We start from the raw sequence: 21316 nt of genomic DNA on the forward strand, positions 1-21316 counted from the left end.
TTTTATTTGGAAATATACTATAATCCTATTCCATAATATACCTGCTGCCCATTTGGATAGATACCTTCAATAAGCAATCCTCCTTTTACATTGGAAATCACATCTCTTATATCTGAAATGCTATTAATTTCTTGTTTATTCATTTGCTTAATAATAAATCCTTTCTTGATTCCCTTTGAGCTTAATATCCCTGAACGAATGGCTGTGATTTGCATTCCATGATTAATATTTAGATCCTTCATTAAATCAGTATCGGGCTTATCAAAAGCAGCGCCTAGCCTTTTCACATAGAAATCATCGCTTTCTGAAACAATCTTAGTATTTCCGTAGACATTACGAAGTGTTAAATTATAATCCTTCTTTCTTCCATTCTCAAATACTGATAATTGAACAATTTCACCAGGACGGTGCTGAGCTATCTTACTCATCAACTCGGCAGCACTATTTACTTCTTGTCCTTCCACCTGCAAGACTACGGCTCCATCTTCTATTCCTGCTTTTCCAGCAGCACCATCCTCCATTACTCTAGCAAGGTAAACACCTTTGATTTGGTCAAGTCCAACTTCCTCTGCTAATTCACTATCCATTTCAGCAATACTCACTCCTAAATATCCTCTTTGGGGTTCTCCAAACTGAATTAAATCACCCACTACTTTTTGTGCCAAATTACTTGGAATAGCAAAAGCATATCCAGTATAAGAACCGGTATTACTTGCAATAGCAGCATTAATCCCTATTAATTTCCCTTCTGTATCTACAAGAGCACCACCGCTATTTCCTTTATTCACAGCAGCATCGGTTTGAATAAAACTTTCAATAGCAGAACTATTTCCACGTCCTAAAATATTTATATTTCTGGCTTTGGCACTAACAATTCCAGCAGTTACTGTTGAGGTTAAATTAAAGGGATTTCCCACTGCCAAAACCCATTCTCCTACTTTTACTTCTTCAGAATTACCAAACTGAAGATAGGGTAAATCATCTTCTTCAATTTTAATCACAGCCAAATCTGAAGACGGATCGGTACCTATTAATGAAGCTTGATAAGACCTTTTGTCATTTAGGATGACTTCAATTTCATGTGCACCTTCCACCACATGATTATTAGTTACAATATATCCATCTTTACTAATAATGACTCCACTTCCTGTAGCCATATACATAGGTTGTTGATAACTATGAGGTTGCTGATGACCAAAGAAATCGTAGAAAAAGTCATAAACACTGCTTTTCTTCAGCATTTTTGTTTTAATATGAACCACCCCATTTACCGTACTTTCTGCTGCATCTACAAAATTAGGAACATTTTTCGGCACAGCATAACTTGCAGGTTCCAGAACTATATTTGATTTGAAATCTTTAGGAGTCTCTGATTTATCGAATGCTAGAAATGCTAAAACACCAATAATCACTCCTAATGTCACGAATAAAAAGCTATTTTTTTGCATAATCTTATGTATTAAATTTAAATCAGACTCTTACAAAAATAATGCATTTATAGCTTATGACAGGTTAAAAGTTGTTAAACCAACTAGGCAAAGAAGACTATCATTAAAAACATTTCTGCGTTAATTAGATGGTACATGATAAAATAAAAATGTCCGATTTCGTACAAGACAGTCACCATGTGAACACTTATTTTTAATAGAAAATAGAGCTTTAAATGTAACATTTTCATTTACAAAGCTTCCTATTTATTGGCATATTAATTGATAATAGGATGCTGCAAAATAGGCGAAAATTGCAATTCATATGAGAAAACCAATATTACTGCTATTACTACTATCAACCATTTTTGTTTTTGGGCAGAAAAGAACCTATCAAACTAATAGATTCGCGGGGGAAGCTCCCAAAATTGACGGATACTTAACGGAAGAAGCTTGGCAATCTGCTAATTGGGCTGGCGACTTTACTCAGTGGATGCCTTCCAATGGAGCTTCACCAAGCCAAGCTACCGAATTCAAGATTATTTACGATGATAATTATCTATATGTGGCGATAAAAGCTTTGGATAGTGTACCTGAGGAAATCGTTAAAAGAATGTCTCGCAGAGATGGATTTCAAGGTGATTTTGTGGAAATCAATATAGATTCCTATCATGATTATTTAACAGCCTATTCTTTTAGCGCCACTGCTGCTGGAGTTAAAGGAGATGAAAAAATCACACAGGATGGTGAGAATTGGGATGATACTTGGGATCCTATTTGGTATTTAAAAACTTCCACTAATGATGAGGGCTGGATAGCTGAATTCAAAATTCCTTTAACTCAATTGCGCTTTTCTTCTGATAGTGTGCAAGTATGGGGCTTAGAAGTAAAAAGAAGGCTTTACAGAAAAGATGAAAGAAGTGTTTGGCAAGCCATACCCAATGAGCAAAGTGGATATGTAAGTAGATTTGGGGAATTACATGGGTTAACCAATTTACAGCCCAAGAGACAAATTGACGTTACACCATATTTGGTGGGTAGTTATGAGCATTATAAAGAAGAAGAAGGTTCTCCTTTTTATGATGGTGACGATTGGAAAGCCAGAGCTGGTATAGATGCTAAAATTGGTTTGACCAATAACCTAACCATGGACCTTACCATCAACCCTGATTTTGGTCAGGTAGAAGCAGATCCATCTGAAGTAAATCTTTCTGCATTTGAATCCTACTTCGAAGAAAAGCGTCCTTTTTTTATTGAAGGAAGAAATATATATCAATATCCCATTGAAGAAGGTGATGGTGATGATTCCTATAATGGTTTATTTTATAGTCGTAGAATAGGGCGAACTCCTCAATATTTTCCAGATTATGACCATGTTAAAATACCAGACAATACCACCATTCTTGGTGCAGCAAAGATCACTGGAAAAACAAGTAAAGGTCTGAGCATTGGAATACTGGAAAGCATAACCAACACCGAAACTGCTGAAGTAATGAACGAAGGCGGAAGCATCGAAAAGATAAATGTGGAACCCATGACCAATTATTTCGCTGGACGCTTGGAACAAGAACTCAATAAAGGAAATACAATCATTGGCGGAATGTTTACTTCAACCAATAGATTTATAAAAGATAATCATTTAAAAGAGCTTCCCAATAGTGCTCAAACTGGTGGATTAAACTTTAAACACAGCTGGAAAGACAAAAAGTACTCTTTCTCCGCTAGATTACTCGGCAGTAGAGTAAGTGGGGATTCAACAGCCATGATGAACATGCAGACCTCTTCGAGAAGATATTATCAAAGACCAGATACCAAGAAAAAAAGACTTGATTCCACAGCAAAATCATTAAGTGGACACGCTGGTAACTTAGGATTTGGAACAAACATCAATAGTGGATGGAATTATTATATGTGGTTAAGCTGGAGTTCTCCTGGTTTAGATTTTAACGATATGGGATATTTGAGAAATACAGATAATATCAACCAAGGTTTTTGGGTAGGATATAGTAGCCCACAACCAAAAGGAATATTCAGAAGAGTTAATGTAAATATGGCTTTTTGGAATGGATGGAACTTTGATGGAGTGCATAAATATTATGGTATTAATACCAATACTAGCTTTAGCTTTACCAATTATTGGTCCTATTCCTTAGGAGGTAATTTTAGTGGTCAATCCAACTCTCCTACTCACCTTAGAGGAGGGCCAATTTTCATACTTCCAAATGGTGTAAACTTTTGGACTAGATTGGGTACAGATAACAGAAAAAAATTGAGTTTTAGTTTCCGCTATTCTCAATATAGCGGAGCATATAATCATAGAACTAGAAATAACTTTTCTGTGGACATGACTTACCGACCTACAGATAGGCTAAAACTATCTTTAGAACCTTGGTACGGAGTCAACCAGAACAGGTTGCAATATGTAAGTACTGAAGAATTTGAAGGGAAAGACGAGTACTTCTTAGCAGAAATCAACCAGAAGACTTTAATGATTGAATTCAGAATAGATTTTAGTTTTACTCCTGATCTAAGCCTTCAATATTATGGTCAACCCTTTGTTTCAAATGGGACTTACGATAATTATAAAAGAGTGACAGATTCTAAAGCTTCAAATTTTTACAATAGATTTGAACCTATATTGAGAGATGAGGATGGTGGAATTGATTTGAATGGAAACCAAGAAGCAGATGTATATTTGGAAGACAGTGATTTCAAATTTATATACTTTCAATCGAATATGGTATTGCGCTGGGAATACATGCCCGGAAGTACGGTATACTTAGTTTGGAGCCAATCCAGAGATGATAGCAATTTTGACCGAGACCAACTCCCCTTTGAGTTTGATGAAGATATGAATCATATGTTTAGGGTTTTCCCGCATGATGTGTTCTTAGTTAAATTGAGTTATAGAATTCCAATATAGCATTATTATGGAATTATTTTTTTGCTCCATATCTTTTTTTATTTTTTTCAAAACACTCATTTACAAAGAGATATCAGAGCACTAAAAAATGGCACAAAGAGTCTGGATTTAAATACAATAATCCTATTCTCTTATTCTTGCGAACATCCTCCAATTAGCAATTCTTGGAAATCCACTCTTGATTTTGCGCCCTATTAATTTTTTGGTTAGGTGTTTTAAAAAGCAGAGTAATGAATAGTATTTCTTTAGGTAACTTATTTTTGCTTAAAAAAAGTTGGAGCTGAGCGAGTATTTTTTGCTTGTCAAACTTTTCTGCTTGTCCTTCAATTAATAAAACCACTTTTTGCCCTAGAACGTCATCCTCTTTATAACCAATCATGATTTCTAGCCCTAGATTTTCTTTGATAAGCTCCTCTAATTCTTCTGTTTGAATCTTTAATCCACCGGAATTTATTACAGCATCGGCCCTTCCTAATAGTATAAATTCCTTTTCATTAATGAGCTCTACTCTATCGTTGGTAACAGTAATATCTTGAGGAAGTCGCTGTGAATATATTCTCAAGCAACCTCTGCTATCTTGGTCTATCGATATTCCGGGTAGGCAATGGTATGATTGAGAAGTACGAGAATCATTAAGAGGTTTCATGGCGATATGAGTGATGGTTTCAGTCATTCCATAAGTAGCGTGAAAATGAGTTTTAAAGTCTTTTAATTTAGCTATATCCTTATTTGCTAATGCAGCTCCTCCAATAATCACTTCAGATAATAAGTCAAGTTTTTCCGGAACATTTGAGTTTAATACTTTTTGGACTTGAAGTGGAATAGCTGCACAGAAATCATATCCTCTATCTATGTGCATTAGAATATCAACCTTTGGTTCCAAATAATAGAAATCTAATCCTAAAACCAAAGCTCTGACTATCATCATTTTTCCTGCAATAAACTGAGCTGGTAATATTAATAAAGAAGATTGTCCTTCTTTAAGGTTAAGGTAGTCCGCTGTGGCTAAAGCACTCTCTATCATTTGACTTCTAGAGATGGAAATAATTTTGGGTTTACCTGTGGAACCTGAACTAGAAACTAAAAAAAACTCGTTTCTCTCATCCAACCATTCTTCCACGAATTTTAAGATATCCAGTTCCCACTCCTCTAACTTCCTCAATTTTTCTTTTTTAAAATATGATAAAAACTCGGATTTAGAATAAATATCCCCGAACCACTTAATTTCATATGTGCTTTTTTGATTCATACTAGTTCAATAATTCTTTATATCCACAATCACAATCTTGCCTATTTGGCTTCTTAAGCTCTTTCTTTAAATTTTTAAAAGTGCCCATGGGACCATTAGAACTAAAAAGATTCACCAACCAATGTGGAACGGCACCTCCTACATCTATTAATATATCCATCACAACCACAGTACTATTTTCACCTATCTTAGTGATTTTCCACTTTGAATCCATCATTTGTATCCGCACCAATTCGTCAGAAGGAGGAATAAGGTCTGGTTTGGCTACGGAATGAACAGTAATTCTTTTTTGGGTTTCATCTATCATCAATTCCACTTCAGCTACCACATCTCTATCCAATATAGGCCAAGGAGTTTCTGATACGCCATAATAAATCCACCTATATGGGCCAATGCTGTCTAGTACAAATGCATCATGATTAGAATAAATCCAATCTTTCTGATGACCAAAGTCCTTAATTAAACAAAGGACATCCATATAATTTGAGGAAACTTGAGTTCTGGCAATAATACGGTTTAGAGTTTCATGTGCATTTTTAACTTTATACACAGAAATGCCATCCGATTGTTTGACGATTTTCATATTTTCATCTTGTGAAAATACTCGAGGACTTATAACAGATTGAAGGAGAACAAAAAATACAAGGATGCAAGAGTATTTCTTATTTCCCATTCAAAAACAATTTCTTAATAATATTTCTGCTACTGAAGGATTTAAAGTTTTACCTGTCATATTTAATAAGTATTTTGTTTTGATTCTACAAAAGAAAGTCTAAAAATTGTTGATTTTTAGATTCCTAATTAATACGTGTGAATACAAAATAGGTTTTGAGTAATTGGACTATTTAAATTTGTAGTAAATCTTATTTACCATCTTCCATCCACTTTCAAACTTATAGAGTGAAATATAATCGACATAAGTTAGTTTTTCACCTACATAGAATTCAATTTTCACAACAGCAGCAGTACCTGTAACATCAATATCAAGGAACTTAATTGAAATTAAGTTTTCTTTTCGAGGTAATTCACCTGCATCTAATCGTTTCACCGTTTTATCTTTCCACTCACTAATGGAGAGCTTCCACATTTCATCGCCTTTATCAATACCGAGCAGGTTAAATTCTGGATGAATGCCGGCGTCTATTTTTCTGATGTTTCCCTCGTTCTGTAAGCCTTCTACATAAGCGGTTTGAATAATATCTTTAATAGCTTCTTGTTCCTTCTCAACACTTTGAGCAAAAATACCAATACTTAAAAATAGGCAAAAAGCAATAAATAACTTTTTCATAGGTTTAGGTTTTATTTGCGGTAAAAATACAAAACTAATCTGCTAAAAACCAATGAACATAGCCACAATTATTACAAACAAAGTTAGTTGCACTTTTATTGGCCCATTCTAAGTTAAAAAAGGTCATGCCTTTTGTGTTCATTAGTGTTTCTCTAGTCCAGAACAATGTTTCTTTACAAATCACACATTCTAGTTTTAATCCTGTTTTTATAAAATACTCTTTTACTACTTTCTCTTTACTCATGGTTTTTTATTTTTCTGGTTAGTACTTATTAAAAGATATATACCAAACAATATGATATGAAACTTTTTTTCGTTTTCCCCAACCCCAAGGGGAGCGAAAAAAGTACGCTCTAAAATAATTAGTTCTCAGCGTATTAGAAATAAGCTTTTATAATCCTGAAATAGAGACTATTAAACTACGAAATAATTAAACACCTCAAACTCATCATTATTGGTTTTCTGGTTGATATTCTAATATATCACCGGGTTGACAATCTAATACTTCACATATGGTATCTAAGGTTGAAAATCTAATGGCCTTAGCTTTTGCGGTTTTCAATATGGACAAATTGGCCATGGTTATTCCTACTCTTTGTGAAAGTTCGGTGAGGCTCATCTTTCGTTTTGCCAACATCACATCTAAATTTACTATTATGGCCATGATTTTTATATGGTTAGTTCATTTTCTCTTTCTAACTCTACTCCTTTTTGAAAGATATGCGACAAAACCCAAAGGATTAGTGCCACCACCAATACTCCATTGAAGGTTTGATAATCTCCAGAAACACTCACTGTTTCAAAAGTGATATGCTTTAACATATAGAATTTCTGAAAGGCTGCATAAAAGATGGCAAATAACCACATGGCTATTAATGCATAAGAAATTCGTTTTAACAATAATATATTTCCACGGTCGAAATAATCTCCATGATAAACATTGGTAATGAAGGTTTTAAAAGTCATGAAAATATATAGGCCAAGACTTAATGCTACCAACATAAAATACCCAAATACTCTGGTTACTTTACTTGTGGCATCCACAAAGTGTAGCTTTCCATACATTTCCACCAATTCCACATTTACACTTTCTCCATTATAATGCATCAGACCCATCTCATTTAAATCCATTGCTATGGGCATTCCCACGTGAAGTTGGGTTTTGTTTAATAATCCTAAAATAATACCGCCAGCAAAAAAGATGGCAAATAGAGAAGCTGCGGCATATATCCAAAATAAAATATTGGTCATCCAATATATAATTTTCACACTTGTTGGTTTTGCTTTCATAGTTCTTAGTTTTAATTTCTATGCAAAGAAAACACATTTATCATCAATAATCAAGTATTATTTATTGTTTTTCGATGTATTATATTTGATTTTCGATATTTATATATTTGTGATATTACAAGGTTTTTCTCTTGAACGATAGAGTTAATGGAGTGAAACAAGTATTAAAATAAGATGTAGCAAATCAAAATATTGTATAATAAGGAAGCCACATATTAATTCTTTTATGAAATAGCAGAACCATACATTCCCTAGAATTCACAATGCTGCTGAACCAGAAACTACCGCTCTACACCTAGCTGGCAGCAAGAAGATAAGGTGTTATTATTTAACCGGACGCTTGCATCGGCTATAAATATTGTACAGCGCCGCAGCTTTAGCTCTCAAATATCATTATACTATTAATATAGATGAGAGATTCAAATCAATTTAGGAATCAAGTATAGACCCAAGCAAAGTTTATAAAAACTTCCAAAGGAAGTTTCCATCTGCCTTATCAAAAAGCTGTTTAGCGGAGTAAATGGATTGAAGGATAAAAAAACAATACTGTTTGAGCTCGTTAGTGAGTATTCGTAGAATCTCACTATAAGGAGGAGTTTATTGTTTTTCCGGAAAGCAATTTATGGAGTAAACTTTTTGATACAGCGGCTATTTTTGTTACCCTTTTTTGAAAAAGGGTATTCATTGAAATTTATATATTGACATCTTAAAGGAAACAAAATGAGATTACTATAATGTATTTTAGTTTGACCTAACAAAACCACTTATGAAATCTTCATAGATAATGCTGAACTATTTACGCCTTAGACTTCACAATGCCGCTGAACCAAAAACTATTTCTTAAGACCTTTCTGTCGGAATGAAGAAAAATTAGGCTCTTCCCAATTTTCATTATCACGATAAAACAACCTTTCACCATCTATCTCAAGAGGAGAAGATATATTATTGGTAAACAACTGGCCTGTTCCTAAACCTTGATAGTTATTAGTTTTCAAAGAATAAGTCCATTGTGCAATGGCATTTAAGCCCACATTGCTTTCCAAGGCAGAGGTAATCCACCAACCAATATTATGGTGTTCTGCTTCATTAATCCATTCTTTCGAGGATTTAAAACCTCCAATTAAGGCTGGCTTTAGAATAATATATTGAGGTTGAATAAACTCAATTAATTCTTTTTTCTGAGCCAGATGATTTACACCAATCAGTTCTTCATCGAGGGCAATGGCTAGAGGAGTCTTTTCACATAAACTCTTCATTTCTTTTAACTGACCTTGCTTTATAGGCTGCTCTATACTGTGAAGCTTGAGTTGAGATAGCAAATGGAGTTTTTTGAGCGCATTGTCTGCTGAGAAAGCTCCATTGGCATCAACTCGTAATTCTAAATCTTTCTCGTTAAACTCTTTTCTAATAGACTTTAAAATCTCCAACTCCTGCTGAAAATCGATGGCTCCAATTTTCAACTTCAAACACCGGAATCCACTATCTAATTTGGTTCTGATTTGGCTTTTCATGGCCTCCTCAGTCCCCATCCATATTAATCCATTAATAGGGATTCCCATTTTTCCTTGTGTGAAATCTGAAGGAAAAAGAATTCGGTCTTGAGATTGAGAAAAATCCTTCAAAGCCATCTCTAATCCAAATCTAATAGAAGGAAAATCCAATAAAGAGCCATGAATATCATTTAAATAACATGAAGTATCACCCTGAGTATCAGTGATTATATCATGAAACCCAGAATAGTCATCGGAGCTCAAGCCTTCGAACATATTGATTTCACCCAAACCATAATGATTTGGATTAGCCTCCTCAAAAACTTTCACAAACCAGGTATTTTTAGTTCTTAAAACTCCTCTGGATGTCCCCGCAGGATTTTTAAATATCAATGGATATTTCTCAATTTTCACTTTCATGTGGTAAAGATAATTTAATATCAAAAATTGCTGCTTATAAATCGTTCAAAATATTTAATTTTGACCATCTAAAATATTAGTATGACTAAAGAACAACTCAAACTCTCTCCTATTGTTCATGGACATTGGAGATTAGCCGACTGGAAACTCAGTCCGCAAGAACTCTTAACACTCACCGAGCAATGCATAGAATTAGGCATCACCAGCTTTGACCATGCTGATATCTATGGTAATTATAGTTGTGAAGCCCTTTTTGGTGATGCGCTTAAATTAAAACCAGAATTAAGAGAGAATATACAAATCATCAGTAAATGCGGTATTAAACTGAATTCTGATAAATTCCCCGAAAGAAAACTGAAAGTCTATGATTATTCCTATGACTATATCATGGATTCAGTTCATCAATCACTAAAGAACTTAAATACTAAACATCTCGATTTACTCCTTTTACATCGTCCGGCTCCCTTTTTCCAACCTGAAGAAGCTGCGAAAGCCTTTTCTGAACTTAAAGCACAAGGAAAAGTGAGACAATTTGGAGTAAGTAATTTTAGCATCCTCCAATTCGAAATGTTGCAAAAGTATTGTGATATGGATTTAGTAAGCAATCAAGTTGAAATCTCTCCCTATTGTTTAGAGCATTTTGAGAATGGGAATATGGACTTCTTTGTGAAAGAAAAAATTCAGCCTATGGCATGGTCACCCCTAGCTGGAGGAATGCTATTCAACCCTAGTAATCCCAAAAGCGTTAATGTAAGACAGGCTTTAATACAAGTGGCCATGGAATTGCAAATTGCCTCCATTGATGTGATAGCCTATGCGTGGTTAATGAAGCATCCTGCTCAGGTGATTCCTATAGTAGGTTCAGGAAAGCTGAGAAGAATAAAAACCGCTGTTGAAGCTCAAAGCATAGAAATGAATATGGAACAATGGTATCGTATTTATATTGCTGCTTATGGCGAGGAATTACCATAACAACCATTTTTTTTTGGGCACCTGTGCTTTTAGTCTATCAAGAATAACCTGTGGATAAAAAAGAAAATACAATCAAATACAAACCCTACACAATGATATCTTTGCAGCCAACTGACTGATACAAAACCTTGAATTTTTCTTTAAATAAAAACTGCCACACTTGCCTTCTCATCATATTTCTGATGATAAGTGAGAATTCGTATAACCAAGAGTTATTAAAGAATGGAAGACTAGCAGAAATAAGCTATCAATTTAATGCACCTGAGCATAATAAAGAAAAGACCAGACTTACCCATGCCCTCTCTTATGCTTATTCTAAAGATATTTCCGATATTAAATCTAGTATAACCTATCAGGTCAACTATAAAGTATTAAAAAACCAAGGCAAAGGCTTTGAGACCATTATTAGCTTTAGGCCTCCCATTATTCAAGGTCATACTAAACTATATGACTTTGATTTTAGAAAGGAAATATTACCACTGCTTTCAAGTCTTAAAATTTTCTACTCCAATGGTTCCGAATTAATTTATGTAAAACCAATTTCAGATATCGACACCATTAGTTCTTCCCTCTATTTTCATTTCAAACATCAGCGGTATTCTGACGATTGGGAACTGAGCTTAGAACAAGTTCATTGGAAGTTCCTTTATAATGAAAAAGAGTTTGTACATCGGTGGAGTTTAGTCAACGATTATCAAATGGCTTGTGAGTGGGTTTCAAAAATAGAAAATCTAGAGGAGGCTAATGATGAAACACTGCAGTATATTGAAAAAACCCGTTGGCTACAAGTATTAAAAGAGATGAAGCAATTAGAGTTCTATCAAGAGCTCATTATCACTCACCATAGCGATCCACAAAATTTACAAGAGAAAATAAGTATCCGACAGTTTATTCTCGAAAGGGAACTTGAAGATTTGAAATTAAAACTTCCTCAAGAATTTTCGGACTCCGATTTGGAATCACTTAGTCAGGCATATATTCAAGTGGAAAGAGATTTATTGAGATTTTCATCTGAATCTACCAATTTATATGGCGATTTATATTTTGAGTTTGAAATCAAAAACACAAGTCATTTTTGTAAAAAGGAGATGAAGGAATTGCTTTTTCAATTAAATATTCAAAATGAATGGGAAAATTTTGAATATGGCATTCAAAAAAACAGCTTAGCACTCATCAAAGAATTAATGGCCGATAAAAGAGCCAATGAAGCTTTGTTTCAAATTGACCGCTTTAATTATTTTTATAAAAATGCGGACTACCTTGGTTCTTCCAGCACTTTTAATCATTTTAAAGCCAAGGCTGTTTATGACATCTACCTTTCGTATATACAAGTCTCTAAGCAGGCCATAGAACATCAAAGAATTGATATGGCCATAGGTTACCTCAATAAAGCCAGCGACATTCAAAAACAATATCCCATAGAAATCATCAATGATTTACAAGTCGAAAATGAACTTCAAAAACTGATCAAAAGTGCTCTAGACCGATATCAACATCTTTTAAAAACTGGAAATTTCAAAACTGCCGAACGAGTAAAGGAAGGCATTATAGGTTTAATGAAAAAATTGGGTATTGACCATGAAGAATTATTATTGGAAGATGGCTAGCGGTTCTTTGTTCACAGTTCGGGAGATTCTATACTACTCTTGTTCAGCATCCATATATTAAGAGATCTCATTAAACTTGAGACTTAAAAACAAAAAGTTCTGTGGCATTTCTATCATCTAACATTCTATTCAAAAATCAAAAAGACCAAGAATATGGCTGTTAAATATTCAACACCAAGACCTTACACGCACTAACAAACTGCAGCACAATAAATTACACAAAAGCTACTGATATAATTAGATAGCAGATATTTTTGTACTTTTGCACAAATTTTCCAAGATGTTAGATAAATTAGGTGCCTTAAGGACCAGATACGATGAAATAGGTGAACAAATGACCGACCCTGATGTGATATCAGACATGAAGCGTTTTGTTCAGCTCAATAAAGATTATAAAGAATTACAGCCCATTGTTGTGGCTTACGAAGAATATAAAAATATAGTCGAGAATATAGAGTCTTCAAAAGAGATAATAAAAACGGAGTCTGATGAGGATTTTTTGGCCATGGCCAAAGAAGAATTATCTGAACTCAATAGCAGAAAAGAAGAATTAGAAGAAGAAATTAGAGTTCTTCTCATCCCTAAAGATCCAACCGATGAAAAGAATGCCATTCTTGAAATTCGTGCTGGAGCTGGTGGAGATGAAGCTAGTATATTTGCAGGCGATTTATTCCGTATGTATCAGAAATACTGTGATACCAAAGGATGGAAATTCGAGACTGTAGATGTTACGGAAGGTACTGTTGGAGGATTCAAGGAAATCATCATCAATGTGAGTGGGAAAGATGTTTATGGTACCTTAAAATATGAATCAGGAGTACATCGAGTTCAACGAATACCTCAAACCGAAACTCAAGGTCGCGTTCATACTTCTGCTGCTACTGTTGCTATTTTACCAGAGGCTGAAGAGTTTGATATTGATTTGAAAAAAGAAGATATTAAGAGAGACGAGTATTGTTCTTCTGGTCCTGGTGGCCAATCGGTAAATACCACATACTCTGCTATCCGATTAACTCACATCCCTACCGGAATCGTGGTGACTTGTCAGGATCAGAAATCAAAACTGAAAAACCTTGACAAAGCCATGGCCGTGCTTCGTTCTAGAATTTATGAGCGTGAACACCAAAAATATATGGATGAGATTTCTGCTCAACGAAAAACCATGGTAAGTACTGGTGACCGTTCTGCTAAAATTAGAACATATAATTATCCGCAAGGTAGAGTAACGGACCATAGAATTGGCCTTACTTTATATAACTTGAGTAATATTGTTGATGGTGACATTCAAGAAATCATTGACAAATTACAAATGGCTGAAAATGCTGAAAGACTAAAAGAACAAGAAAACTCTTTATAAGCCCTAATCATGAATCGAAAAGAATTATATCAACTCATACTCAAGAAGAAATCATTTTTATGTATTGGTTTGGATACCGATATGAGCCGAATTCCAGAGCATCTGCTCAAAACAGCAGATCCTATTTTCGAATTCAATAAACAAATCATTGATGCTACTCATGATTTAGCAGTGGCCTACAAGCCCAATATTGCTTTCTACGAAGCCATGGGATCTAAAGGTTGGATCAGCTTAGAAAAGACCATTAAATACTTAAATACTTTTGGTGATCAATTATTCACTATTGCTGATGCAAAAAGAGGCGACATTGGAAATACCAGCAAAAAATATGCAGAGGCCTTTTTTGTAGAATTGGGTTTCGATTCTATAACTGTAGCTCCCTATATGGGCGAAGACAGCATCTCCCCCTTCTTGAACTATCCTGACAAGTGGGCCATTGTCTTGGCCTTAACTTCTAATCAGGGTGCTTTTGACTTTCAATTCACAGAATCCGTTTATGAAAAGAACAGACTTTTCGAAGGTGTATTAAAAGCAGTGAGAAAATGGGGAACAGAAGATAATTTGATGTTTGTGGTTGGCGCTACTAAAGCTGAAATGCTGAAGCAAATTAGGGATATTGTTCCGCATCACTTTCTATTAGTGCCTGGGGTTGGCGCACAAGGCGGAAGTTTGCATGAAGTTGCTGAGCATGGATTTAATAGTCATGTAGGCTTATTGGTTAACTCCTCTCGAGGAATTATTTATGCTGGCCATGGAAAAGATTTTGCTAATAAAGCTAGAACAGAAGCCAAGAAATTACAACGTGAAATGGAAGAGATTTTAGCTCGTAAATTATAAGAAAATTCAATTAAGATATTACAGAAAGACCATCAAATAATTGATGGTCTTTCTTCTTTTTAACAACAATATTTTGCTTATTTTGAAACAATTGATACCCCTTACTTTTAGCCTCAAATTTCAAAAGCAATTCAGTCTCGTATTAAGAGATTATCATTCTAACAAATTGACATCAGAAAAATTTAACTTAACATGAATTTAAGTATTTCCCCCACCTATTTATATCCCTTATTTTTCGTATCTTTGCGGCTCTATTTTAATTTATTCTAAATAAGAATAATTATGGCAAAAGATGAACAAAAAATACTTGATGATGTAACGTCGAGTGACTATAAATATGGATTTGTAACAGAGATAGAAACAGAGTTTGCTCCCATAGGATTGAGCGAAGATACTGTCCGTTATATTTCAGCAAAAAAAGATGAACCAGAATGGCTTTTAGCATACCGTTTGAAGGCTTATAAGAAATGGTTAACGATGGAAAACCCAGACTGGGCTCACCTCAAAATTCCAGAAATCGATTTGCAAAAAATTTATTTCTATGCTGCTCCTAAGGAGAAAAAGGAATTAGCAAGCATGGATGAAGTGGATCCTGAATTGGTGGATACCTTCAATAAATTGGGAATTTCATTAGAAGAACAAAAACGTCTTTCTGGTGTAGCTGTAGATGCAGTTATTGATAGTGTTTCCGTAAAAACTACTTTCTCCGAAACCTTAGGGGAATTGGGAATTGTATTTATGTCCTTTAGTGAGGCGGTTCACAAACATCCTGAATTGGTCAGAAAATACGTTGGAAAAGCAGTTCCGCAAGGAGATAATTATTTCTCTACCTTAAACGATGCTGTTTTTAGTGATGGTAGCTTCTGCTATATTCCGAAAGGTGTAAGATGCCCCGTGGAATTGTCTACCTATTTCCGTATCAATGCTCAGAATACTGGGCAGTTTGAACGTACCCTTATTGTGGCTGACGAAGGTTCTTATGTGAGTTATTTGGAAGGTTGTACTGCTCCACAAAGAGACGAAAACCAATTGCATGCTGCTGTGGTAGAGATTATCGCCATGAAAGATGCAGAAGTAAAGTACTCTACCGTACAAAACTGGTATCCAGGCAATAAAGAAGGTAAAGGTGGTATTTATAATTTCGTTACCAAAAGAGGAATTTGTAAAGGCGACCATTCTAAGATTTCATGGACTCAAGTAGAAACTGGTTCAGCCATCACATGGAAATATCCAAGTTGTGTACTTCAGGGTGACAACTCTATTGGTGAGTTTTATTCTGTGGCAGTGACTAATAATTACCAACAAGCCGATACTGGGAGTAAGATGATTCACTTGGGTAAAAATACCAAGAGCACCATTATATCCAAAGGTATTTCTGCTGGAAGAAGTCATAATAGTTATAGAGGATTGGTAAAAGTGGCTAAAAACGCTACAAACAGCAGAAACTTCTCTCAATGTGACTCTCTCCTACTTGGCGATAAATGTGGAGCTCATACCTTTCCATATATCGAAGGACAGAATTCGAGCAGTGTGGTGGAACATGAAGCCACGACTTCTAAAATTTCGGAAGACCAGCTGTTCTACTGCCAACAAAGAGGTATTAGTCAGGATAGCGCTGTTGGACTTATCGTTAATGGTTATGCTAAAGAAGTATTGAATCAGCTTCCTATGGAATTTGCAGTGGAAGCACAGAAATTATTAAGTATTAGTTTAGAAGGTAGTGTAGGTTAAACCCTCCTCAAAAAAATATAGAATTTAAAAACATAAACATCATGTTACTAAATATAAAAGACCTCCATGTCGAGATAAATGGAAAAGAGATTTTAAAGGGAGTTAACCTCGAAATAAACAAAGGCGAAGTTCATGCCATTATGGGTCCGAACGGAACTGGTAAAAGTACTTTAGCAGATGTAGTAGCTGGGAAAGACGGATATGAAGTTACTCAAGGCGAAATTCTTTTTAATGGCAAAGACATTTCAGATATGGCACCAGAGGTGAGAGCACAAGAAGGTATTTTCTTGGGTTTTCAATATCCTGTGGAAATCCCTGGAGTAAGTATCACCAACTTTATGCGTACTTCTTTAAATGAAATTCGCAAATACCACGGTCAAGAACCCATGGCAGCAGGTGAGTTTTTAAAGAAGATGGCTGAGAAGCAAAAACTTGTGGAGATTCATTCAAAACTTAAAAATCGTTCGGTAAACGAAGGATTCTCTGGTGGAGAAAAAAAGAAAAACGAAATCTTCCAAATGGCTATGCTAGAGCCTCAATTGGCAATTCTAGATGAAACAGATTCTGGATTGGATATTGATGCTTTAAGAATTGTGGCTAATGGCGTGAATAAACTAAAAACTCCTGACAATGCAACAGTAGTTATTACTCACTACCAGAGGCTTTTAGACTATATTGTTCCTGATGTGGTTCACATTCTTTTCGATGGTAAAATCGTGATGAGTGGTGGAAAAGAACTAGCCATGGAATTGGAAGAAAAAGGCTACGAGTGGATTAAGCAAAAAGTTAACGGATAATCTAATTTTATGAGACAGCAAAAAAAGCCTGTGATTTTAGATAAACTAGATACTTGGTTGGCAGAAGCGAACCAGACTTTTAGTCCTGAGATGCAGAAAGTCAGACAAGAAGCTCTAGAGAGCTTTAAGGAGATTGGATTTCCACACCATAAAATGGAGAAATGGAGAGATACTAATTTAACCGAAGCCTTAAGCTTTGATTATGCTCTATGGACCAAAGAATTCAATACTTCTATTAAAGAAGAAGAAATATTTAAATGTGATGTTCACGAACTCGATGCTTTCACTGTAAATTTGTATAGAGGAAGATATGTTTATAAGGACGAGCCCATTTTTGAGATGTCCAATGGTGCCATTGTTGGTTCCATTGCTGCAGCTTTTGAGAAATATCCAGAATTGGTAGCTAAGCATTTCGGGAAATATCATAAAGAAGGCGAAGTGAAAGCTTTCGACCTATTAAACACTGCCCTTTTCTTGGATGGATTGTTTGTTTATGTTCCTAAGAATGTAAAAATAGAACAAGCCATACAATTGATTAATGCAGTAGGTAGAGAGGAAAATGCTTTTGTTCAAAATAGAAATTTAATCATTTTGGAGGATGGTGCTGAATTAACACTAATCCACTGTGACGATTCTTATGACTATAAAAGAAGCTTTACGAATACAGTAAGTGAGTATTATGTAGGTGAGAATGCTCGTTTAGACCATTATAAAATTCAAAACCTGAACGATAATTCTTATATCGTGAACTCCGATTATTTTCATCAAGAAAGATACGCTTTTGTTTCTACCAATAAGATGATGCTGAATGGTGGAATCATCAGAAATGAAGTTTATAATAAGTTGAATGGTGAAGGATGCGAATCAAATATATTAGGTTTATATTTATCTGATAAAAGTCAGCATGTGGACAATCAAGTATTTGTAGACCATGCCTTTCCAAATTGTGTAAGTACAGAATTATTCAAAGGAATAGTAGATGATTATGCACATGCGGTATTTAACGGTCACATACTCGTTAGACCCGATGCACAGCAAACCAATGCTTACCAGAATAATAACAACATTATCCTTTCTGATAAGGCTAAGATCAACTCGAAACCCTTCCTCGAAATTTATGCTGATGATGTGAAATGCAGTCATGGTTCCACTATGGGACAGCTTGACGAAACTTCATTATTCTATATCAGACAAAGAGGTATTGGAATTGATAATGCCAGACTTTTATTGATGTATGCTTTTGCTGCTGAAGTCATCAATGCAATTAAAATTGAAACCTTACTCAATCGTATTGACGATATGGTAAAAAAACGCCTCAGAGGCGAATTATCCATTTGCGATCAATGTGTACTACAATGTAGTAGTCCAGAATATAGTTTCGAAATAGACTTGGATAAAATCAACTAATCATGGATATAAATAGTATTCGTTCACAATTTCCGATTCTAAGCCGTGAGGTTCATAAAAAGCCTTTGGTTTATTTAGATAATGGAGCCACCACACAAAAGCCGCAGATGGTTATTGATGCCATTTCAAATTATTATGAAACCATCAATAGTAATGTGCATCGTGGAGTTCATCATTTATCGCAATTGGCAACGGATGCTTTTGAAAAATCAAGGATTACCGTACAGGAATTTATTGGAGCCAATAGCATAAAAGAAGTCATTATTACCAAAGGAACTACCGAAAGCATTAATCTTTTGGCTTATTCTTTTGGGGATGCTTTTATTCATGAAGGCGACGAAATTATTGTTAGTGAGTTAGAGCATCATGCAAATATTGTCCCTTGGCAGCTTTTGTGCCAAAGAAAAAAGGCCGTATTAAAAGTAATACCTGTTAACGAGAAAGGGGACTTGGAGATGGATGTTTTTGAAAGCCTCCTCTCTGAGAAAACCAAATTGGTTTCGGTGGCTCATGTTTCAAATGCATTAGGTACGATTAATCCAATAGCAACTATTATTGAGAAAGCCCATCAAGCAGGTGCTAAAGTTCATATTGATGGGGCGCAAGCAGTGGCCCACACTCCTCTTAATCTTAAAGAATTGGATGTGGACTTTTATAGTTTCTCAGCTCATAAGATGTACGGCCCCATGGGAATCGGCATCTTTTTTGGGAAGGAGGAGCTTCTCGATCAAATGCCACCCTGGCAAAGTGGTGGAGAGATGATTGACAAGGTCACTTTTGAAAAAACTACCTTCAACGAATTGCCATATAAATTTGAACCCGGTACTCCCAATGTAGATGGAATGATAGGCTTAGAATCCTCCATCCATTTTTTGCAAACTTTGGGCATTGAGAATATTAAAAAGGCAGAGGATGAATTATTGGCTTATGGTACTGAGAAATTATCCGCTATAAAGGGTTTAAAGATAATTGGAACTGCAGATAAAAAAGCTTCTGTGATTTCATTTCTTTTGGATAATATACATCCTTTTGATGCTGGAACCATTATCGACCATATGGGTGTAGCTGTTAGAACTGGAAACCATTGTGCCCAACCTATTATGGACAAAATTGGAATTCCTGGAACCATTCGAGCATCTATCTCTATTTATAATACTAAAGAAGACATCAATCGCCTGGTGGAGGCTATTGAAAAAACACAAGAAATGTTTGCATAAAAATACGGAACAATGACTATTAAAGAAAGAGGAATAGAGATTATTGAGGAGTTTGCCATGTTCGACGACTGGATGGATAAATATAATTATCTAATAGAACTGGGTCGTGATTTGGAAATCATTGAGGATTCGCATCGCGATCCACAGCATTTGATTTCTGGTTGCCAAAGCAGAGTATGGCTTTCTGCCGATTATAAAGATGGTTTGATCTATTTTAAAGCCGATAGTGACGCTGTGATTACCAAAGGTATTGTAAATTTATTAATTAGAGCCATGTCGGGTCAAAGTCCAGAAGAAATCATTAACGATCCTCTAGACTTCCTAGCAGAGATAGGATTAAAAGAACACCTCTCTCCTACTAGAGCAAATGGATTAACCAGTATGGTGAAACAGATGAAGCTTTATGCTTTCGCCTTTAAAGCTAAACACGAATCATAAGACTTTGAAACTTTGAAATCGAATTTTGAACATTAAACTTTAAACTTCGAACATTAAACTTTAAACCTTCTACTATGTTTGGATTTGGCAAGAAAAAAGATAAAAACGACAAGAAACAAGAAAAGCAAGAAATGGCAACACCAGAAATCACAGATAAAATGAAAGTGGAAAAGAATGTCATTTCCGCCTTAAAAGAGATTTTCGATCCGGAAATCCCTGTTAATGTATTTGACTTGGGATTAATCTACGAGGTAGATGTACAAGAAGACATGCACGTAAACATTGTAATGACGCTAACGGCACCCAATTGCCCAGTAGCTGAATCGCTACCAAACGAGATTAAAGAGAAGGTAGCAGCCACCGAAGGCGTTAAAGACGCTTCCATAGAACTCACCTTTGAACCACCATGGGATAAAGACCTAATGAGTGATGAAGCCAAATTAGATTTGGGTTTCTTGTAAGACCAAAAACAAATCAAAATTCTCTGACTTAACCTTTCTAAGGTCAATGCCGATAGATATTCAATATGACTTTAAGTCCTAAAGGAATTAAAGGACCAATAGCTTAATTGTCGGGATAAGACTTAGCATTCGTGAAATATACAGGCTCATCAATGAGTATAGTCATGTGTCTATTTGTTTGTTTATCATTTGGAAGTCGAAGTATTTTTCGCAAAAAATGATAATTAATGAGGATGTAAATACGAAACATCCTTCTTTAACACCTAAAGGCGCTCTCACTATTGCAATGATAATAATTATGTATTTTCTAATTTCTGGCCTATTCCTTATAATTGCAATATTCTTATTTTAATAACTGAAGTTTCGCACCAAATCAGACTGCCTTATCAAGCTGAATTAGAATAG

19 protein-coding genes are annotated in these 21316 nt (G+C 35.1%); 11 read left to right on the top strand and 8 right to left on the bottom strand.

Features of this window, described 5'->3' with window-relative positions:
- Positions 1-17 precede the first annotated feature (17 nt).
- The gene (locus HNS38_RS12590; protein WP_172282106.1) at positions 18-1448 is read right to left on the bottom strand and encodes a Do family serine endopeptidase; all 1431 of its coding nucleotides are present in this window, start codon (positions 1446-1448) and stop codon (positions 18-20) included.
- Positions 1449-1752: 304 nt separating this feature from the next.
- Between HNS38_RS12590 and HNS38_RS12595 the strand changes: the two genes are divergently transcribed.
- The gene (locus tag HNS38_RS12595) at positions 1753-4350 is read left to right on the top strand and encodes a DUF5916 domain-containing protein (RefSeq protein WP_172282108.1); all 2598 of its coding nucleotides are present in this window, start codon (positions 1753-1755) and stop codon (positions 4348-4350) included.
- 154 nt (positions 4351-4504) lie between these two features.
- Here the strand turns inward: HNS38_RS12595 and HNS38_RS12600 are convergent, their stop codons facing one another.
- From HNS38_RS12600 to HNS38_RS12630, 7 genes are all read right to left on the bottom strand, one after another.
- Positions 4505-5512, bottom strand: coding sequence for an AMP-binding protein (locus HNS38_RS12600; RefSeq protein ID WP_172346560.1), 1008 nt, complete (start codon positions 5510-5512; stop codon positions 4505-4507).
- Between the two features lie 88 nt (positions 5513-5600).
- Entirely contained in the window at positions 5601-6182 is a 582-nt protein-coding gene (locus tag HNS38_RS12605) for an START domain-containing protein (RefSeq protein WP_172282114.1), read from the bottom strand.
- A gap of 258 nt (positions 6183-6440) precedes the next feature.
- Positions 6441-6887, bottom strand: coding sequence for a nuclear transport factor 2 family protein (locus tag HNS38_RS12610; protein ID WP_172282116.1), 447 nt, complete (start codon positions 6885-6887; stop codon positions 6441-6443).
- Positions 6888-6921: 34 nt separating this feature from the next.
- On the bottom strand, positions 6922-7131 hold the full coding sequence (locus HNS38_RS12615) for a hypothetical protein (RefSeq protein ID WP_172282039.1): 210 nt from the start codon (positions 7129-7131) through the stop codon (positions 6922-6924).
- 207 nt (positions 7132-7338) lie between these two features.
- Complete coding sequence (locus tag HNS38_RS12620; protein WP_172282118.1) at positions 7339-7551, bottom strand: helix-turn-helix transcriptional regulator; 213 nt, start codon at positions 7549-7551, stop codon at positions 7339-7341.
- 5 nt (positions 7552-7556) lie between these two features.
- The gene (locus HNS38_RS12625; RefSeq protein ID WP_172282120.1) at positions 7557-8177 is read right to left on the bottom strand and encodes a DUF2975 domain-containing protein; all 621 of its coding nucleotides are present in this window, start codon (positions 8175-8177) and stop codon (positions 7557-7559) included.
- 833 nt (positions 8178-9010) lie between these two features.
- Positions 9011-10087, bottom strand: coding sequence for an o-succinylbenzoate synthase (locus tag HNS38_RS12630; RefSeq protein WP_172346561.1), 1077 nt, complete (start codon positions 10085-10087; stop codon positions 9011-9013).
- An 81-nt stretch (positions 10088-10168) separates the two neighbouring features.
- On the opposite strand from HNS38_RS12630, the gene HNS38_RS12635 reads away from it, so the two are divergent.
- The 10 genes from HNS38_RS12635 (at position 10169) to HNS38_RS12680 (ending at position 20911) form a co-directional block, all read left to right on the top strand.
- A complete protein-coding gene (locus tag HNS38_RS12635) occupies positions 10169-11059 on the top strand; it encodes an aldo/keto reductase family oxidoreductase (protein WP_172282124.1) in 891 nt (296 codons plus the stop codon).
- Positions 11060-11187: 128 nt separating this feature from the next.
- Complete coding sequence (locus tag HNS38_RS12640; RefSeq protein WP_172346562.1) at positions 11188-12666, top strand: hypothetical protein; 1479 nt, start codon at positions 11188-11190, stop codon at positions 12664-12666.
- Positions 12667-12946: 280 nt separating this feature from the next.
- Positions 12947-14023, top strand: coding sequence for a peptide chain release factor 1 (prfA, locus tag HNS38_RS12645; protein WP_172282128.1), 1077 nt, complete (start codon positions 12947-12949; stop codon positions 14021-14023).
- A gap of 9 nt (positions 14024-14032) precedes the next feature.
- Entirely contained in the window at positions 14033-14860 is an 828-nt protein-coding gene (gene pyrF / locus HNS38_RS12650) for an orotidine-5'-phosphate decarboxylase (RefSeq protein WP_172282130.1), read from the top strand.
- 282 nt (positions 14861-15142) lie between these two features.
- Positions 15143-16591, top strand: a complete 1449-nt coding sequence (gene sufB / locus HNS38_RS12655; RefSeq protein ID WP_172282132.1) for a Fe-S cluster assembly protein SufB — start codon at positions 15143-15145, stop codon at positions 16589-16591.
- A gap of 41 nt (positions 16592-16632) precedes the next feature.
- Positions 16633-17388: a Fe-S cluster assembly ATPase SufC gene (gene sufC / locus HNS38_RS12660; RefSeq protein ID WP_172346563.1), complete on the top strand. Its 756-nt coding sequence runs from the start codon at positions 16633-16635 to the stop codon at positions 17386-17388.
- Between the two features lie 9 nt (positions 17389-17397).
- The gene (sufD, locus tag HNS38_RS12665; protein ID WP_172282136.1) at positions 17398-18795 is read left to right on the top strand and encodes a Fe-S cluster assembly protein SufD; all 1398 of its coding nucleotides are present in this window, start codon (positions 17398-17400) and stop codon (positions 18793-18795) included.
- 2 nt (positions 18796-18797) lie between these two features.
- Entirely contained in the window at positions 18798-20012 is a 1215-nt protein-coding gene (locus tag HNS38_RS12670) for a cysteine desulfurase (RefSeq protein ID WP_172346564.1), read from the top strand.
- Positions 20013-20024: 12 nt separating this feature from the next.
- Positions 20025-20450 carry a SufE family protein gene (locus HNS38_RS12675; RefSeq protein ID WP_172346565.1) on the top strand — a complete coding sequence of 142 codons (426 nt, stop codon included), beginning with the start codon at positions 20025-20027 and terminating at the stop codon, positions 20448-20450.
- Positions 20451-20581: 131 nt separating this feature from the next.
- Positions 20582-20911: an SUF system Fe-S cluster assembly protein gene (locus HNS38_RS12680; protein ID WP_216663713.1), complete on the top strand. Its 330-nt coding sequence runs from the start codon at positions 20582-20584 to the stop codon at positions 20909-20911.
- Positions 20912-21316 lie beyond the last annotated feature (405 nt).

Origin of the sequence: Lentimicrobium sp. L6 (assembly GCF_013166655.1) — a bacterium.
GTDB lineage: Bacteria > Bacteroidota > Bacteroidia > Bacteroidales > UBA12170 > UBA12170.

Coding starts and splice junctions, on each gene's coding strand:
- HNS38_RS12590 (WP_172282106.1), bottom strand. CDS start 1,448: ATGCAAAAAAATAGCTTTTTATTCGTGACATTAGGAGTGATTATTGGT.
- HNS38_RS12595 (WP_172282108.1), top strand. CDS start 1,753: ATGAGAAAACCAATATTACTGCTATTACTACTATCAACCATTTTTGTT.
- HNS38_RS12605 (WP_172282114.1), bottom strand. CDS start 6,182: ATGAAAATCGTCAAACAATCGGATGGCATTTCTGTGTATAAAGTTAAA.
- HNS38_RS12610 (WP_172282116.1), bottom strand. CDS start 6,887: ATGAAAAAGTTATTTATTGCTTTTTGCCTATTTTTAAGTATTGGTATT.
- HNS38_RS12615 (WP_172282039.1), bottom strand. CDS start 7,131: ATGAGTAAAGAGAAAGTAGTAAAAGAGTATTTTATAAAAACAGGATTA.
- HNS38_RS12620 (WP_172282118.1), bottom strand. CDS start 7,551: ATGGCCATAATAGTAAATTTAGATGTGATGTTGGCAAAACGAAAGATG.
- HNS38_RS12625 (WP_172282120.1), bottom strand. CDS start 8,177: ATGAAAGCAAAACCAACAAGTGTGAAAATTATATATTGGATGACCAAT.
- HNS38_RS12630 (WP_172346561.1), bottom strand. CDS start 10,087: ATGAAAGTGAAAATTGAGAAATATCCATTGATATTTAAAAATCCTGCG.
- HNS38_RS12635 (WP_172282124.1), top strand. CDS start 10,169: ATGACTAAAGAACAACTCAAACTCTCTCCTATTGTTCATGGACATTGG.
- prfA (WP_172282128.1), top strand. CDS start 12,947: ATGTTAGATAAATTAGGTGCCTTAAGGACCAGATACGATGAAATAGGT.
- pyrF (WP_172282130.1), top strand. CDS start 14,033: ATGAATCGAAAAGAATTATATCAACTCATACTCAAGAAGAAATCATTT.
- sufB (WP_172282132.1), top strand. CDS start 15,143: ATGGCAAAAGATGAACAAAAAATACTTGATGATGTAACGTCGAGTGAC.
- sufC (WP_172346563.1), top strand. CDS start 16,633: ATGTTACTAAATATAAAAGACCTCCATGTCGAGATAAATGGAAAAGAG.
- sufD (WP_172282136.1), top strand. CDS start 17,398: ATGAGACAGCAAAAAAAGCCTGTGATTTTAGATAAACTAGATACTTGG.
- HNS38_RS12670 (WP_172346564.1), top strand. CDS start 18,798: ATGGATATAAATAGTATTCGTTCACAATTTCCGATTCTAAGCCGTGAG.
- HNS38_RS12675 (WP_172346565.1), top strand. CDS start 20,025: ATGACTATTAAAGAAAGAGGAATAGAGATTATTGAGGAGTTTGCCATG.
- HNS38_RS12680 (WP_216663713.1), top strand. CDS start 20,582: ATGGCAACACCAGAAATCACAGATAAAATGAAAGTGGAAAAGAATGTC.